Genomic DNA, 14,906 nt, shown 5'->3' on the forward strand with positions numbered 1-14,906 from the left:
GGGACGGTCGAGGTCCCTGTTGCAGGTACGCGCTCAGGAGCGCTGACGTGCGCCGCCGGCCCGCCGCCCCTACACGCCCATCTGCTCCCGCAGCGCCGCCAGGGCCGGCGCCACCCGCGCCGCCACGTGCGGGTCCTTGGGGTCGACTCCCTCGTCCATGTGCACCTGCCAGGTGACCTCGGAGCCGCCCGGCGGCCGCCGCGCCACCAGCCGGAAGCCGCGCCCGGCGGCCCCCGGGGCGGCGGCGGTGTCTGCGCCGGGGTCCGTGCCGGAGCCGGCGCCGGAGACCAGCGGCACGTGCCGGCTGACGAGGATGGTCGCGGTCACCCGCTCGTAGACGACTTCGGCGAGCCGCCCGGGCTCGGCGACGGCGAACCGGTGCTCGCCCCGGCCCTCCTCAACGAACGTGAAGGCGTCCTCGGTCCACCGCGCGCGGTCGACGTGCTCCCAGGGCACGGCGCGGCCGTCGGGCAGGTGCAGGGCGCGGTCGGTGGCCACCAGGGCGCCTTCGGCCGCGCCGGTGTGGGCGAGCACGCGCTCGCCGCGTGCCAGCCGCATCCGGGCGCGGACGTCGGCGGGCAGCGCGGCGCGGCCGGGTAGGCGCATCGGGGTCAGCGGTCCTTCCCGGGGGAGTCGGGCCCCGCCCCGTTGAGCCGGTTGTCGCTCGACCCGCTGGTGGGCATGCCCTCGACCACGGTGGGGTCGAGTTCGTCGGCCTCCTCCTCGGTGGGCCGGGCCAGGAAGTCCTTCAGCGACGTGACCGGCAGCCGGTCGCTGATCCGGTGGTAGGCGGCCTTGCCCGCCCCCGCGACCTGGGCTCCCACCACTCCGGCGGTCTCCTGCACCGCGGGACTGTCGACCACACTGCGCGCGAGGCGCACGATCTGCTCGTAACGGGCCTTTCCGGCCTTGGCCCCGAGGACGTACCCCACGGCGAGTCCGGCGACGAACGTGATCCGGTAACGCATAGGTCCCTCTCCGGTCGACGGTGCTGCCGTCAGCGACGTTACCCCGTGCCAGCGGAAAAACCTGTCACGAGCACGTCCGGGCATGCGCTAGTCTATTTCCTGTCGCCACGGGGGCGACGGAACCCCCGACCCCGAGGCGCCGAGCAACCATCCCGCGTAGCTCAATTGGCAGAGCAGCCGGCTGTTAACCGGCAGGTTACTGGTTCGAGTCCAGTCGCGGGAGCACACCGCACACCACAAGCCCCGGCAATGCCGGGGCTTTGTTGTATTCCCATGTCTGGGCCGATCACCACGGCAGCCAGGTCCCGGCGAGATGCCGGGGGCAGCCGCAAAGAAGCACGGACACACCGGACGCCATTTTCGTTTTTTTCGAATGTTGCTACCATGGTGGCATGGCCAGCACACTGTACGAACGCACGGTCCTGCCGCCTGAGGACCGAACGGCTCTCACCAGGCTGGCTCGTGAGCTGGGAGGATCCGCCTGCCAGGGGCGGGCCCGACTGGTGGGCCCGGACGGTTCTGAGGTCGAGGTCCCTGACGAGCTGTACGGTGTCCTCTGCGATGCCGTGGCCGCCCTGTCCCAAGGCATGGCGGTGTCGATCGCCCCGCACAACACCATGCTGACCACGCAGGAAGCCGCCGACCTGCTCAACATTTCCCGGCCTACCCTGGTGCGGTTGCTGACCGAGGGAGAAATCCCTTTCACCATGCGCGGCCGGCACCGCAGAGTCATGCTCCGCGACGTCCTGGACTACCGCGAGCGCACTCGCCGCGAACGCCGCCAGACACTCGACGACATGGCGGCCGAAGGCGAGGAATCCGGACTCTACGACGCCACATCCCTCCCCCGCGAAACCCGGTGAAAGCGTCCCTCCGTGGCTTACCCTGCATTTCTTGACACGTGTGTCCTCTATCCGGCATACCTGTCCGACACTCTTTTGCGGCTTGCCGAGGCGGAAACCTACCGTCCCCTCTGGTCCGAACACGTCCTGGCGGAACTTCGCAGGAACCTGGTCGGGCGCGGGCTGCCGACCGGACCCGTCGATCGCCGGATCAGGCAGATGGCGGGCGCTTTTCCGGACGCACTCGTGACCGGTTACGAGGCACTTATCGACGGCATGGAGAACGACCGCAAGGACCGCCACGTCCTCGCTGCGGCGGTGCGCGCCAACGCGGAAGTCGTCGTTACCTTCAATCTCAAGGATTTCCCCGATACGGCGCTGAAACCCTATGACATCCTCGCGGTCAGCCCGGACGATTTCCTGCTGGACCAACTCGACCTCTACCCGGGGTTGACTCTGGGGGTCTTGGAAGGCCAAGCCGCTTCATACCGGCGGGAACCCACCACGGTCGCGGGCGTACTGGCATTGCTGGAACGCAGCGGAGTCCCCCAGTTCGCCGCCGAGGTACGGCGTCACCTGCGATAGCGGCCGGGCCGGTGGCCGCCCGGCTCACGCGCATGTCCGGCCACGCAGGCGAGTCACCAGCGCGGCCCCCGGCCGCCGCAACGCCACAGGACCGCCGGTCGGCGAATACTCTCACTTCGAACTTCCGGTATTCCCGCCTCGATTGTGCGATCATCGCACATATGGAGGACCTGAGTTGGTCGCGGATCGGGGAGCGCGTGCGCGCGAGCAGGGCCGCCGCTGGGCTGTCTCAGCAGGCTCTCGCCGACACGGTGGGTCTGGAGCGCAGCATGGTCTCCAAGCTGGAGAGCGGTGACCGCCGCATCGACGCGGTGGAGCTGACGCGGATCGCGCGCGCCCTGGGCGTACCGGTCTCCCACCTGCTGAATCCGCTGCCGGAGGTGGTCTCCCGGCGGGCGTCCATCGCCGACAGTGAGGACGTCGGCGACAGCGATGCCGCGCGCAGCGCCTACACCACCGAGGTCCTGCTCTCCGAGTGGCTGCGGGACGTGCGCCAGCTCGTGCAGGACGGCTTCCTCCTGCCGCGCCCGCTTCTGCGGTACCGGGAGAAGGTGAGCGGCCCCGAGGACGGCGGCCGGGCGGCGCTGTGGGTGCGGCACGAGCTGGGCTTGGGCACCGAGCCGATCGACTCCGTCGCCGACGCCTCCGAGCGTGCCGGCCAGTTCGTCGCGGTCCTGGCCCTCGCCTCCGACGGCGCCTCGCTGGTCGACGGCGACATCGCCGTTGCCGTGGTCGGCACGGACCAGGCGCCGGGGCGTCGGCGCAGCACCGCCGCACACGAGTTGGGGCACATGGTCCTGGGCGACGAGTTCTCCAGCGACCTGGGCGTCCACGCGTCCCGCGAGGAGCGCGAGAAGACCGTGGAGGCGTTCGCCGCGGAGTTCCTGCTGCCGAGCAGCGCGGTGGGCGCCGTCGCCGGGGAGAGCGGCGAACAGGCGCGCCGCCTCGCACTCGTCCGCGTCTCGGCCACCTACCGGGTGTCCTGGAGCCTGGCCGTCACCCAGTACAAGCGCGCGGCCTCCGCCCCGCCCGACGAGGTGCGGCGGCTGCGCGCCCGCACGCCCACGGACGTGGAGTTCCGGGACGCGGTGGGGTGGAAGCCGCAGCCGGACCTGTCGTCGGTGCTGGTCCCGCCGCGCTACGCCTCAGCCGTGGTGGCGGCGCTGCGCGCCCGCGCGATCACCCCCGCCCGAGCGGTGGAGATGCTGCGCGGCCAGGTCTCCGCCGAACAACTCACCGAGGAAGCGGCGGATTGACTTTCCCACCCCAGCGCCTCCTGTTCGACGCGCGCGGCGGCGGCCCCGTCCTTTTCGGGGGAGCCGTCGCCGCGGGTGTGGGGGCCGGTCAGCAGCACGACCGGGTGGTGGAGGCGGGTGCGGCTGCGGGGGTGGGGGATTCCTCGTCGGTGGCGATGCGGCCGCGGATCATGGAGTCCATGACGTCCATGAAGCGCTGGGCGCGGGCGCGGCCGATGAGGAACGGGTTTTCCGCCGCTCCCGCGCGGAGCTGCTCCATGCGGGCCACGCCGTAGTCGGCGCCGGGGTGGTTGTTGAGTTCGGCCACCACGCCCGCCGCGCGCATGCGCTCGGCGAAGGTGCGGACCGAGGACAGGTAGATCCGCTTGTCCTCGGTCGCGGCGGGCGGGTTGGTGCCGCCCCACAGCATCGCCGGGTGGCGGGTGCCCTTCCACAGCGCCGGGAACACCGGCGAGACGGTCCCCGGCGTGTGGCCGGGGGTGTGGTGGAGGGTGATCGTGGTGTCTCCCACGGTCAGCCGCTGGCCGTCGTGGATCTCCAGGTCGCGCACCGGCGCGTTGGGCGGGGCGTCGGCGGCGACGAAGTCCCAGTCGGCCGGGGACATCATCACCCGGGCGCCGTAGTGGTCGGCCAGGTACTGGGCGCCGCCGAAGTGGTCGTAGTGGGCCTGGGTGACGACCACGTGGGTGATGCGCGCCGGGTCGATGTCCACCGCGCGCAGCCCCGGCAGGAGGACCTGCTCGGCCTCCTCCGGTGTGCTGAGCGCGTCGAGGAGCACGACGCCCGCCGACGTGGTGATCGCCGTGGCCGAGACCATCTTGGTGTTGACCATCGCGACGTTGTCGAAGACCCGGATCGGCTCGGGCGCCTGGCCGGGCGGGAACACGGCGTCCGGCGACAGCGCCTTGATCAGGGCCAGCAGCACCGGGTCGTCGCCGGCGATCCGGGCCGCGCGGTCGTAGTGGCGCTGGGCGTCGCCGGAGGCGTGCGGTGCCCGGCCGCCCGGCGCGGTGGCCGAGGCGGCGGCCGGACCGGCCGCCGCGCCCGCCGCCGCCCCCGCCGCCACGGGCAGCAGGGCGGCGGCGAGCAGCAGGGAGCGGCGGGAGGGGCCGGAGCGGTCGGCCGCTTCGGCGGTGGCGGAGGTGGAGTTGGCGGTGAGGGAGGTGTGGGTCGGCCCGGCGGACATGGCGGTACCTGCTTTCACGTGAACAGGGGTGGGACAGGCCCGATGGCGCCCTCGGGTGAAGCGTCGACGCGGCTCAGCACACCAGAGCCGGTCATGCCTGTCCAATACGGAAGTGGCCGCTAACCCCCAGGTCCGGTATGAGCCCTGGTGGCGCCGCCCCGTCGGCGGGGGTCCGGTAACGGATCGGGGGAGGAGGAGACGTCCGTTGGCGGACCGGCGGCGGATCGGGGGGCCGTTGGTTTACCGGCGGCGGTCCCCTGCCGGACCATCGGCGAATCCTCGGCGGAGCGTCGGTGCCGGATGGCATGCTGGCGCCATGACGAGGCTGAGCGCCGGGCTGCTGCTCCACCGCGAGGGCGGCGAGGACGGCCTGGAGGTCCTGCTCGCCCACATGGGCGGGCCGTTCTGGGCGAAGAAGGACGAGCGGGCGTGGTCGGTGCCCAAGGGGGAGTACGCCGAGGGCGAGGAGCCCCTGGCGGCGGCCTACCGGGAGTTCGCCGAGGAGATGGGCCGGCCCGCGCCCGAGGGCCGGGTGGTGGACCTGGGGCAGGTGCGGCAGTCGGGCAAGGTGGTCACCTGTTTCGCGCTGGCGGCGGACTTCGACGCCGCCAGGATCTCCAGCAACACCTTCACCCTGGAGTGGCCGCCGCGCTCGGGCCGGACCGAGGAGTTCCCCGAGGTCGACCGGGCGGAGTGGTTCGGGCTGGCGGCGGCGCGTCTGAAGCTGGTCAAAGGCCAGGTGCCGTTCCTGGACCGGTTGGTGGAAGCCGTGCGCGGCTGAGCCCGGAAGGGCGGGCGTGGCGGGGAGTGGCCGGGGAAAGCCGGGGGCTGGGAGGGCGAAAGAGGGGGCGGGGACGGGATTCGGGAGGCGGCATCGGGATGGCCGCACGGCTGTGGCGACGCATCGCGATGGCGCCCGCCCGGACCGGCCGGGGCTCCGCCGCGCACGGGACGACCGCTGGGGCTACGGCTCCTTGACGGCGACTCCCCCGATGATCAGGCGCATGTTGCGGGCGGGCATGAGGTAGGAGCCGGGGACCTTGGCGCTGGGCGGCAGGGGCCGCCAGTTGTTGAGCGGGACCAGACCGGGCTCCACCAGCGACCAGTCGCCGAAGTAGGCGCGGACCTGCTCGGTGGAGCGCCAGCGGCCCGCCTTCAGCTTGGCCATGAACGCCACCTCCAGGCGGCGGGCGTGGTCGGCGTCCTCGGGGAAATCCGCTTCGTCGGGGCGGCAGAAGTGGCTGATAACCAGGTACGACCCCGGACACAGCGCCGCGCACAGGCGCCGGGTGAGCCCGGCGGGGTCGTCGTGGTCCTCGATGTGGTGCAGGATCCCGCCGAGCATCAGGGCGACCGGCTTGGTCAGGTCGATCAGGCCGCTGCGCTCGGCCTCCGCGAGGATCGTCTCGGGCTGGAGGAGGTCCTCGGCGAGGACCGTGGTGGTGGCGTTGTCGGCGAGCAGCGCGCGGGCGTGCGCCTGCACGATCGGGTCCTTGTCGATGTAGACCACGCGGGCTTCGCGGGTGGACTCGTGCGCGATCTCGTGGACGTTGCCGTCGGTGGGCAGGCCCGAGCCGATGTCCAGGAACTGGCGCAGGCCGCGCTCGGCCGCCAGGTAGCGGGTGGCGCGCTGGACGAAGGCCCGGTTGCCCAGCGCCAGCTCGGTGACGCCGGGGACGACGTCCTCGGCGTAGTTGGCCATCTCGCGGTCGACCGGGAAGTGGTCCTTGCCGCCCAGGTAGTAGGAGTACACCCGCGCGATACTGGCCTTGGTGGTGTCGATGGTGGGTTCGCGGGGGGCGTACCGCCGGCTGGCGTTCTTCATGAACGCGCCGGCTCTTTGCAGGTAGGAGGAGTCGGGAGCAGGCATGGCGTCGCTGTCCTCTTCGGGGGGTTGAAGCAGGCAGGTCGTCGGTAACCTCGGAGTCTATGCCTGTCGCCTCGCGAGGGTTACCTGTTCGCCTCGCTCCGTGATCGTTTACGGAGGCACGGGCATGTCGACGCACGTCAACGAGAGAGCGCCGGAGTGTCCGCATCCGGCCGCCGGTGCTGATGGGAACCGAGGTGCGTGCGCGCGCCGTGCCGTGGGTGTTTTCCCGAGCGGTCAGCGGCCGTCGCGGCGGGGGCGGCGACGGAAGGGCCGGCACCCCGCTGCCGTTGCCGCCTTTGCCGCCACCTCAGCCCTCCGACGTGAGTACCGGTGGCCATGCCGTGTGCCTGGGCCGGAGGCCGGCCCATGGGGATGGGTGCCTCAGGCGGCACGGCCACCGGTTCCCCGCTTCCCGCTTCCCCGCTGCCCGGCGGTCAGCCGATCGCGCGGCCCGCGTAGTCGGGGGCGGGTTCGACCAGGCGGGTGAGGTGGTCGGCGACCTCGGGTGGGAACGGGGTGGCCGCGCCCGCCTCCTGGTCGACGTGGAGGGCCATCAGCTCCTCGGTGGCGCGCAGGTCGCCGTCCAGGAGCATCTCGTGGCAGAAGCGCACCTTCTTGGCGCCCACCGACAGGATCCGGGTGCGCACCTCCACCTCGGTGTCGGCGGGGACCTCGCGCAGGTAGCGGACGTGGGCCTCCACCGTGTACAGCGACCGGCCGGTCGCCTCGCGGTAGGCGGCGTCCAGCCCCACCCGCTCCATCAGGGCGTCGGTGGCGAAGCCGAACACCAGCACGTAGTACGCCTCGCTGAGGTGGCCGTTGTAGTCGATCCACTCCGGGCGGACCGGCTGGCGGAGCACCACGGGCCCGGTGTCGGCGGCCGTCACGCCCGCACCTGCGCGGCCGCCCGGTCTTCCCGGTCCCCGCCGACCGCCCGCGCCTCCGCTGACCGGCCCTCCGCCTCCCGCGCCTCCGCCGCTTCCGCCGCCTCCTCGGCCTCCACCTCCGCCAGGGCGCGCATGACCGCGATCAGGCGGCGGTCGCGCTGGGCGATCAGCTCGGCGTTGCTGCGCCCGGCGGCGACCTCGTCGGTCTCCCGCACCATCGCGTCGCGCAGCTCCGGTGTCAGCTCGGGGGATTCCAGGCGCGTCCACGGCGACTTCAGCGACGGGCCGAAGTGGTCGAGCATGTGCGCCATCCCGCCCTCGCCCCCGGCCAGGTGGAAGGTCAGGCACGGGCCGAAGAACGCCCACCGCAGCCCCGGCCCCGCCGTCATGGCCAGGTCGATCTGCTCGGCCGTGGCCTCGCCGTTGGCGACCATGTGCAGCGCCTCCCGCCAGGCCGCCTCCTGGATGCGGTTGCCGATGAACCCCGGCAGCTCCCGGTCCATGGTGATGACCGACTTGCCCGCCGCCCGGTAGAACTCCGACGCCCACTCCACCGCCCACGCGTCCGTGGCCGCGCCGCCGACGACCTCCACCAGCGGCACCAGGTAGGGCGGGTTGAACGGGTGGCCCACCACGAGCCGGCCCGGTCGCGCCGCCCGCACCTGCATCTCCGACATGGAGTAGCCCGAGGTGGAGGACCCGACGACCACGTGCGCGGGCGCCGCCGCGTCGATCTCGGCGAGCAGGTCGACCTTCAGCTCCAGCCGCTCCGGCGCGCTCTCCTGCACGAAGTCGGCGCCGGCGACCGCCTCGGCCAGGGTGGGCGCCACCGTCAGGTCGGCCGTCGACGCCCCCTCGGCCAGGCCCAGCCGCGTCAGCGCCGGCCACGCGGAGTCGACCAGGTCGCGCAGCCGCCGCTCCGCGTCGGGCGCCGGGTCCCAGGCGGTCACCCGGTAGCCGCGCGCCAGGAAGTGCGCCACCCAGCCGCCGCCGATCACGCCCGCGCCCACGCAGGCGACGGTGCGCACCCGCTCGGGGGCGACGACGCCGGCCGGGCGGTCGGCGGCCGCCGGGGCGCCCGAGGACTCCGAGGCGCCCGGAGCCTCCACGGCCTCCGGGACCGCCGGTGCGCCCGGCGCGCCCTGCGGTCGGCTACGGGCGGGCTGCTGGTCGGGTGGTGTCACGGTGGTCCCCCTCCGGGTGTCGGCTGCGTGCCAGTGCATGCCAGTGCGTGTCAGGTGCGGGTCGGCGGCGTGCGGTCGCGCGGCGCGGTTCAGCGGGCGGCGCTGCGCAGCTTGAGCTTGGCGCGGGTCTCCTCGGGCGTGGCCACGCGGGCGCCCAGCGACTCGATGATCCCCACCGCCTTCTCCACGAGCTGGGCGTTGGTGGCCTTCACCCCCCGGCTCAGGTACAGGTTGTCCTCCAGCCCCACGCGGGCATGCCCGCCGAGCAGGATCGACTGCGCCACCCACGGCATCTGCATGCGCCCGATGGCGAAGCTCGCCCACTGCGCGCCCTCGGGCAGCAGCCGCACCATCGACTGGAGCACGCCGGGGTCGGCCGGGGCGCCGTAGGGGATGCCGGTGCACAACTGGAACAGCGCGGGGTCGTCGATCAGCCCCTCGGCGTACATCTGCTTGGCGAACCAGAGCTGCCCGGTGTCGAAGATCTCCAGCTCCGGGCGCACGCCCAGCTCCTGGATGCGCTTGGCGCCGGCGCGCAGCATGTCGGGCGTGGAGACGTAGACCAGGCTGCCGTCGCCGAAGTTGAGGCTGCCGCAGTCCAGCGTGCAGATGTCGGGCAGCAGCTCCTCCACGTGCGGCAGCCGGTCCAGCCCGTTGACCAGGTCGGTGCCCTCGCCGAACGCCAGCGGGTCGTCCTGGCCGATCACCAGGTCGCCGCCCATGCCGGCGGTCAGGTTGATGACGATGTCGACGCCGGTCTCCTTGATGCGCTCCACCACCTCGCGGTAGAGGGCGTTGTCGCGGGAGGGCGCGCCGGTCTCGGGGTCGCGGACGTGGATGTGCACCGCGCTGGCGCCGGCCTCGGCGGCGGCCACCGCCGACTCCGCGATCTGGCGCGGGGTCACCGGCACGTGCTCGCTCTTGCGGACGGTGTCGCCCGCGCCGGTCAGCGCGGCGGTCAGGATGACGTCGGTGTTCATGGTCTCGTTCACGGCTGGGAGCCTCCTTCGATGGCGGTGGCGACGAACTCGCGCAGGGCGTCGCGCATGGCCTCCACCGTGCGGCCGGGCCGCCCGGTCATGACCTGGATGCCGAGGCCGTCGATGAGCGCGGTCAGCCGCGTCGCCATGGCCTCCGCGTCGAACTCGCGGAACTGGCCCGCCTCGATCCCCTCGCGCAGGGTGCGGGCGATGGTGTCGTGCCAGCGCTGGTAGTGGGCGGCGTGCAGCTCGCGCAGTTGCGGGTTGAGCGCGGACTCCGTCCACACCTGAAGCCAGATCGACCACTCTCGGCGCAGCAGCCCGGGGTAGGGCAGTTGCAGCTCGATCAGCCGGTGCAGCCGGGTCCGGGCGCAGGGCACGGTGTGCAGCACCGCGACCTGCCGGTCGAACGCCTGCTTGGCGGCCGAGCGCAGCGCCTCGTCGAGCAGGTCGCGCAGGGCCGGGAAGTGGTAGTGGATGGTGGCGCTGGAGGTGCCGCAGGCGCGCGCGATGTCCACCGTGCGCACGCTGTGGTAGCCGTGCACCGCGATGAGGCGGTGCGCGGCCTCGATGATCTGGCGGCGGCGCTCGGCGCCGGCGGCGCGTTCGGCGCCCCGCTCGGCGGGCGGGGCCGGTGCGCGGACCTTGGGGGGCACGGCCACGACGGTGGCCGCGTCGTCGCTGCCGTGCAGCAGCCAGTTGACGGTGACCCCGGCGACCTCGGCGACGCGGATCAGCTCCTCGGCCGACAGCCGCCGCGTGCCCTTCAGCGACTTCGACAGCTTGGAGGGCTCCAGCCCGATGAGGTCGGCGAACTCCCGCTGGGAGCGCCCCGAGCGCACGATCAGCTCGCGGACCCGCTGCCGCAGGCCCTCAAGGGGATCGGGGGCGCCGCCCGCCGCGTTCGTCGCGCTCACGAGTGGCGACCGTACCAGGGCGCTGGCGAAAATCGCAACGGTGCATGCGCCCTGCCACGGGTTATCGCAACATGACTGACTCGGTGATCAGTCGGGGTGGCGGTGTCGCAACGCGCCGGGCCGGCGCCCCACGCACCGGCCCGGGGGCGCGGCCGCCCGGCGGGGCCGTCCGGCGGTCCGGCGGCCGGGGCGGGCACCGGACCGCCGCCTCCCGCCGGGCGCGCACCCGCCGCTTCACACCGACGGCAGCCCCGTGTAGTTCTCCGCGAGCGCGGCGGCGGCCGGCTCGCAGGCGGCGATGTGCTCCAGGTGGGAGATCTGGAGCCGGCGGTCGAACTCCGAGCCCTCCGGGTCCAGGTGCAGCAGCGTCGTCATCCAGTAGGAGAAGTGCTCGGCCCGCCACACCCGCCGCAGCGCGGTCGCCGAGTAGGCGTCCAGCCCGGCGGCGTCGCCCTTGGCGAACCACGCGCGCAGCCCCTCGGCCAGCAGCAGCACGTCGCGCATCGCCAGGTTGAGGCCCTTGGCGCCGGTGGGCGGCACGATGTGGGCGGCGTCGCCGGCCAGGAACAGCCGCCCGTGGCGCATCGGCTCGGTGACGAAGCTGCGCATCGGCGTGATGCCCACGTCGGTGATGGGTCCTTCAGCCAGGCTCCAGCCGCCGTCGCGCAGCGCGAACCGGGCGGCCAGCTCCGACCAGATCCGGTCGTCGGACCACTGCTTCGGGTCGGTGCCGGCGGGCACCTGGAGGTAGAGCCGGCTGACCGTCTCCGAGCGCATGCTGTGCAGCGCGAAGCCCCGGTCGCTGTGGGCGTAGATCAGCTCGTCGCAGGAGGGCGCGACGTCGGCGAGGATCCCCAGCCAGGCGAAGGGGTAGACCTTCTCGAAGGTGCGCACCACCTCGGCGGGCAGGCTGGCGCGGCCGATGCCGTGGAAGCCGTCGCAGGCCACCACGTAGTCGCACTCCAGCACCTCCTCGGCGCCGCCGCGCGTGAACCGGATCCGGGGCCGTTCGGACACCGCGTCCTCGATGGCGGTGGCCTCGGCCTCGAACAGGATCTGCCCGCCGTCGGCCAGGCGGCGCGCGATGAGGTCCTTGACGATCTCGGTCTGCGCCCAGATCAGCACGCTGCGCCCCCCGGTGAGCGCGGGGAAGTCGACGCGGTGGCCGCGCCCGTCGAAGCGCAGCTCGATGCCCTCGTGCACGAACCCCTCGCGGTCCATCCGCTCGCCCAGGCCGGTGGCGCGCAGCGCCTCGGCCACGCCGTGCTCCACCACGCCGGCGCGCTGGCGCTTCTCGCAGTAGGCGCGGTCGCGCCGCTCCAGCACGACCGACTCGATCCCGTGCAGGTGCAGCAGGTGGGAGAGGAACAGGCCGGCGGGGCCGGCTCCGACAATGCCGACGGGGGTGCGCATAACCGGGTCCGCGGCACCGGGCGCCGGCCGCGCGGGGCGGCCGGGGGGCGCCGCTTGCCTCCCTTGCAGAGGTGGGTGGTCAGTGAGTCAGAGGGGGTCGAGCGGGTGGAGCGGATGGCGCGGGCGGGGGAGCGGGGCGGGGCCGGGACGCGGTCCCCGGCTCAGCGGGCGGGGCCGTCCCCGGGTGCCGGACCGGTCGCGGGCGCGGCGCCGGACTCGGCCAGCACGCGCTGGGCGATCCCGAACGCCTTGTTGGCGGCGGGCACCCCGCAGTAGATCGCCGCCTGGAGGAACACCTCGGCGATCTCCTCGGCGGTCAGGCCGTTGCGCAGCGCCGCGCGCACGTGCATGGCCAGCTCGTCCCAGTGGCCCTTGGCCGTGAGCGCGGTCAGCACCATGCAGCTACGGGTCCGCCGGTCCAGGCCGGGCCGGGTCCAGACCTCGCCCCAGGCGTAGCGGGTGATCAGGTCCTGGAACGGCGCGGTGAACGGGGTCGTGGCCGCCTCGGCGCGGTCGACGTGGGCGTCGCCCAGCACCTCCCGGCGCACGGCCATGCCCTCGGCGCGGCGGGCGGTGTCGTCGCCCACGGTCATGGTGCCTCCTCGGTCTCGGTGCCCGCCTCGGCGCCGCCGGGCAGGGCGGTGCCGCCGAAGTGGGCGAGCAGCAGGTCGTTGAGCGCCGCCGCGCACTCCCAGCTCGCCAGGTGCGCGCCGGGCAGCGCGCGCAGGCGCGCGCCGGGGATCCCCGCCGCGATCGTGCGGGCGTGCTCGGGCGGCATGGCGGGGTCGGCCGAGCCGCCGACCACCAGGGTCGGCGCGGTCACGCGCGGCAGGTCGCCGCGCAGGTCCATGTGCTCGATGGCGGCGCAGCAGCCGGCGTAGCCCTCGGCGGGGGTGGCCGCGACCATCTCGCGCATCCACCGCACCGTCCGCGGCTCGCGCTCGGCGTAACCGGGGGTCAGCCAGCGGTCCACGACCGCCTCGGCGATCGCGGCGGTGCCCGAGGCGCGCACGGTGGCGGCGCGCGCCGCCCAGTCCTGCGGGCGCATCCGCGCCGACGTGCACACCAGCGCCAGCCGGTCGATCCGCTCGGGGGCGTGCGCGGCCAGCCACATACCGGTCATGCCGCCCAACGACACCCCGGCGAAGTGGGCGCGCTCGGTGCCGAGGCGGTCCAGCAGCCGCAGGACGTCGCCGCCCAGGTCGGCCAGCCGGTAGGGGCCGGGCGGCACCGGGGAGGCGCCGTGGCCGCGCGTGTCGTAGCGCACCACCCGGTAGCGGGCGGCCAGCGCGGCGACCTGGGGCTCCCACATCGCCAGCGTGCTGCCCAGCGAACCCGACAGCACCACCAGCGGCGCGTCGGGCGGCCCCTCGGCCACGTGGTGCACCTCGACGGTCTCGGCGTTCACCGTGCTTCGTCCCTCCTCGGCGTCGTTGCGGCCGGCGGGCGCGCGGCCCGCTCGGCGGCGCGCCGCCGGTGGGCGGCCAGGGCGCGGTCGATCAGCGGCGCGGCCGAGCCCAGGTAGCCGGCCGGGTCCAGCAGCGCGGCGATGCGCGCGCGGTCGCGGCGGCCCGCCAGGCGCTCGGCCAGCACCTCCTCCAGCGGGCGGCCCGCGCGCGCGGCCTCGGCGCAGGCGTCGGCGACCAGGGCGTGCGCCTGGCCGCGGCCCAGCTCCCCGGCGAGGTCGGTGGTGACCCGCTCGGCCAGCGGGAACCCGCCCGAGGCGGCGAGGTTGGCGCGCATCGCCTCGGGGCGGACCTCCAGCCGTTCCAGGCTGGTGCGCAGCCACGCCACGGCCGAGCCGGTGGTGCGCAGCAGGTCGCTCAGCGCAGGCCACTCGGCGTGCCAGGCGCCGGCGGCCCGCTGGTGCTGCTGGTCCTGGGCGCCCAGCAGGGTCGCGGCCAGGCCGGGTGCGCGCCGGGCGCACGCCGCCGCCTGCACGGCCGCGATCGGGTTGCGCTTGTGCGGCAGGGTGGAGGACCCGCCGGTGCCCGGACCGCCGGCCTCGACCACCTCGCCGACCTCGGTCTGGGCCAGCAGCGCGATGTCGCCAGCCGGCTTGGCCACCGCACCGCACACCCGCGCCAGGGCGCCGGCCAGCTCGGCGATCCGGCCGCGCTCGGTGTGCCAGGGCAGGTCCGGTTCGGCCAGCCCGGTCTCGGCGGCGAACGCCGCCACCACCGCGAGCCCGTCGCCGCGCAGCGACGCCAGGGTGCCGGCCGCGCCGCCGAGCTGGGCGGCGGCGCGGTGGGCCAGCACGTGCTCCAGGGCCGCGACGGACTCCTCCAGCCCGGTCAGCCAGGTGGCGGCCACCAGTCCGAAGGTGGTGGGCAGCGCCTGCTGGAGGAGCGTGCGCCCGGCCATCACCGTGTCGCGGTGGGCGGCGGCCAGTCCCGCCAGCGACTCCGCCGCCGCGGCGGCGTCGGCGGAGATGGCCGCGCCCGCGCGGCGCGCCACCAGCATCGCGGCGGTGTCCATGATGTCCTGGCTGGTGGCGCCTTGGTGGATGTGGCGAGCGGCCTCGCCGCCGACCGCGCGGGTCAGCTCGGCCACCAGCGGCACCACCGGGTTGCCCGCGCCGGTGGCGGCGGCCCCCAGCGCGGCGGCGTCGAACCGGTCGGGGTCGCAGGCGGCCGTGATCGCCTCGGCGTGCTCGGGCGCCACCAGCCCGATGCGGGCGTGGGCGCGCGCCAGCGCCGCCTCGGCGTCCAGCAGCGCGCGCAGCCACGCCCGGTCGCCGGTCTCCTCGGCGGCCGGCCCGGCGGCGAAGACGCCGCCGAACAGGCCGACCGCCGCCTGCGCACCGGTCACGACGCCT

The 14,906-nt window shown here is 74.3% G+C and carries 16 protein-coding genes and 1 tRNA gene; 5 read left to right on the plus strand and 12 right to left on the minus strand.

Annotated features, from left to right (window positions below):
• Nucleotides 1-69: 69 nt before the first annotated feature.
• Together LG943_RS06895 and LG943_RS06900 are read right to left on the minus strand one after the other, a co-directional pair.
• Nucleotides 70-606, minus strand: coding sequence for a hypothetical protein (locus LG943_RS06895; protein WP_270071344.1), 537 nt, complete (start codon nucleotides 604-606; stop codon nucleotides 70-72).
• Nucleotides 607-611: 5 nt separating this feature from the next.
• Nucleotides 612-968, minus strand: a complete 357-nt coding sequence (locus LG943_RS06900; protein WP_270071345.1) for a hypothetical protein — start codon at nucleotides 966-968, stop codon at nucleotides 612-614.
• A gap of 150 nt (nucleotides 969-1,118) precedes the next feature.
• Between LG943_RS06900 and LG943_RS06905 the strand changes: the two genes are divergently transcribed.
• The 4 genes from LG943_RS06905 (at nucleotide 1,119) to LG943_RS06920 (ending at nucleotide 3,651) form a co-directional block, all read left to right on the plus strand.
• Nucleotides 1,119-1,191 (plus strand) — tRNA-Asn (locus tag LG943_RS06905).
• Between the two features lie 169 nt (nucleotides 1,192-1,360).
• On the plus strand, nucleotides 1,361-1,831 hold the full coding sequence (locus LG943_RS06910) for a helix-turn-helix domain-containing protein (protein ID WP_270071346.1): 471 nt from the start codon (nucleotides 1,361-1,363) through the stop codon (nucleotides 1,829-1,831).
• 12 nt (nucleotides 1,832-1,843) lie between these two features.
• Nucleotides 1,844-2,395: a PIN domain-containing protein gene (locus tag LG943_RS06915; RefSeq protein ID WP_270071347.1), complete on the plus strand. Its 552-nt coding sequence runs from the start codon at nucleotides 1,844-1,846 to the stop codon at nucleotides 2,393-2,395.
• Between the two features lie 161 nt (nucleotides 2,396-2,556).
• The gene (locus LG943_RS06920; RefSeq protein WP_270071348.1) at nucleotides 2,557-3,651 is read left to right on the plus strand and encodes a helix-turn-helix domain-containing protein; all 1,095 of its coding nucleotides are present in this window, start codon (nucleotides 2,557-2,559) and stop codon (nucleotides 3,649-3,651) included.
• A gap of 88 nt (nucleotides 3,652-3,739) precedes the next feature.
• Here LG943_RS06920 and LG943_RS06925 read toward each other — a convergent pair whose 3' ends face one another.
• Nucleotides 3,740-4,837, minus strand: coding sequence for an MBL fold metallo-hydrolase (locus LG943_RS06925; protein ID WP_270071349.1), 1,098 nt, complete (start codon nucleotides 4,835-4,837; stop codon nucleotides 3,740-3,742).
• A 316-nt stretch (nucleotides 4,838-5,153) separates the two neighbouring features.
• On the opposite strand from LG943_RS06925, the gene LG943_RS06930 reads away from it, so the two are divergent.
• The gene (locus tag LG943_RS06930; protein ID WP_270071350.1) at nucleotides 5,154-5,618 is read left to right on the plus strand and encodes an NUDIX domain-containing protein; all 465 of its coding nucleotides are present in this window, start codon (nucleotides 5,154-5,156) and stop codon (nucleotides 5,616-5,618) included.
• A 183-nt stretch (nucleotides 5,619-5,801) separates the two neighbouring features.
• On the opposite strand, the gene LG943_RS06935 is transcribed toward LG943_RS06930, so the two are convergent.
• From LG943_RS06935 to pcaB, 9 genes are all read right to left on the minus strand, one after another.
• Entirely contained in the window at nucleotides 5,802-6,707 is a 906-nt protein-coding gene (locus LG943_RS06935; protein ID WP_270071351.1) for an SAM-dependent methyltransferase, read from the minus strand.
• A gap of 434 nt (nucleotides 6,708-7,141) precedes the next feature.
• On the minus strand, nucleotides 7,142-7,594 hold the full coding sequence (locus LG943_RS06940; protein ID WP_270071352.1) for a thioesterase family protein: 453 nt from the start codon (nucleotides 7,592-7,594) through the stop codon (nucleotides 7,142-7,144).
• A complete protein-coding gene (locus LG943_RS06945) occupies nucleotides 7,591-8,622 on the minus strand; it encodes a 3-hydroxyacyl-CoA dehydrogenase NAD-binding domain-containing protein (RefSeq protein ID WP_270071415.1) in 1,032 nt (343 codons plus the stop codon). The genes LG943_RS06940 and LG943_RS06945 overlap by 4 nt, the downstream gene beginning before the upstream one ends.
• Before the next feature lie 245 nt (nucleotides 8,623-8,867).
• A complete protein-coding gene (locus tag LG943_RS06950; protein ID WP_270071353.1) occupies nucleotides 8,868-9,770 on the minus strand; it encodes a BKACE family enzyme in 903 nt (300 codons plus the stop codon).
• A complete protein-coding gene (locus LG943_RS06955) occupies nucleotides 9,767-10,675 on the minus strand; it encodes a TetR/AcrR family transcriptional regulator (RefSeq protein ID WP_270071354.1) in 909 nt (302 codons plus the stop codon). The genes LG943_RS06950 and LG943_RS06955 overlap by 4 nt, the downstream gene beginning before the upstream one ends.
• Nucleotides 10,676-10,909: 234 nt before the next feature.
• A complete protein-coding gene (locus LG943_RS06960) occupies nucleotides 10,910-12,088 on the minus strand; it encodes a 4-hydroxybenzoate 3-monooxygenase (RefSeq protein WP_270071355.1) in 1,179 nt (392 codons plus the stop codon).
• A 161-nt stretch (nucleotides 12,089-12,249) separates the two neighbouring features.
• Complete coding sequence (gene pcaC, locus LG943_RS06965) at nucleotides 12,250-12,681, minus strand: 4-carboxymuconolactone decarboxylase (protein ID WP_270071356.1); 432 nt, start codon at nucleotides 12,679-12,681, stop codon at nucleotides 12,250-12,252.
• A complete protein-coding gene (gene pcaD / locus LG943_RS06970; RefSeq protein ID WP_270071357.1) occupies nucleotides 12,678-13,496 on the minus strand; it encodes a 3-oxoadipate enol-lactonase in 819 nt (272 codons plus the stop codon). The genes pcaC and pcaD overlap by 4 nt, the downstream gene beginning before the upstream one ends.
• Nucleotides 13,493-14,899, minus strand: coding sequence for a 3-carboxy-cis,cis-muconate cycloisomerase (gene pcaB / locus LG943_RS06975; RefSeq protein ID WP_408648557.1), 1,407 nt, complete (start codon nucleotides 14,897-14,899; stop codon nucleotides 13,493-13,495). Before pcaB ends, pcaD begins: the two co-directional genes overlap by 4 nt.
• Nucleotides 14,900-14,906 lie beyond the last annotated feature (7 nt).

Origin of the sequence: Streptomonospora mangrovi, assembly GCF_027604915.1 — a bacterium.
GTDB classification, from domain to species: domain Bacteria; phylum Actinomycetota; class Actinomycetes; order Streptosporangiales; family Streptosporangiaceae; genus Streptomonospora; species Streptomonospora mangrovi.

What these genes read in the sequence shown, in the direction of transcription:
- LG943_RS06920 (WP_270071348.1), top strand. Translation starts at nt 2,557, where the DNA reads ATGGAGGACCTGAGTTGGTCGCGGATCGGGGAGCGCGTGCGCGCGAGC.
- LG943_RS06900 (WP_270071345.1), bottom strand. Translation starts at nt 968, where the DNA reads ATGCGTTACCGGATCACGTTCGTCGCCGGACTCGCCGTGGGGTACGTC.
- LG943_RS06925 (WP_270071349.1), bottom strand. Translation starts at nt 4,837, where the DNA reads ATGTCCGCCGGGCCGACCCACACCTCCCTCACCGCCAACTCCACCTCC.
- LG943_RS06910 (WP_270071346.1), top strand. Translation starts at nt 1,361, where the DNA reads ATGGCCAGCACACTGTACGAACGCACGGTCCTGCCGCCTGAGGACCGA.
- LG943_RS06935 (WP_270071351.1), bottom strand. Translation starts at nt 6,707, where the DNA reads ATGCCTGCTCCCGACTCCTCCTACCTGCAAAGAGCCGGCGCGTTCATG.
- pcaC (WP_270071356.1), bottom strand. Translation starts at nt 12,681, where the DNA reads ATGACCGTGGGCGACGACACCGCCCGCCGCGCCGAGGGCATGGCCGTG.
- LG943_RS06930 (WP_270071350.1), top strand. Translation starts at nt 5,154, where the DNA reads ATGACGAGGCTGAGCGCCGGGCTGCTGCTCCACCGCGAGGGCGGCGAG.
- LG943_RS06895 (WP_270071344.1), bottom strand. Translation starts at nt 606, where the DNA reads ATGCGCCTACCCGGCCGCGCCGCGCTGCCCGCCGACGTCCGCGCCCGG.
- LG943_RS06960 (WP_270071355.1), bottom strand. Translation starts at nt 12,088, where the DNA reads ATGCGCACCCCCGTCGGCATTGTCGGAGCCGGCCCCGCCGGCCTGTTC.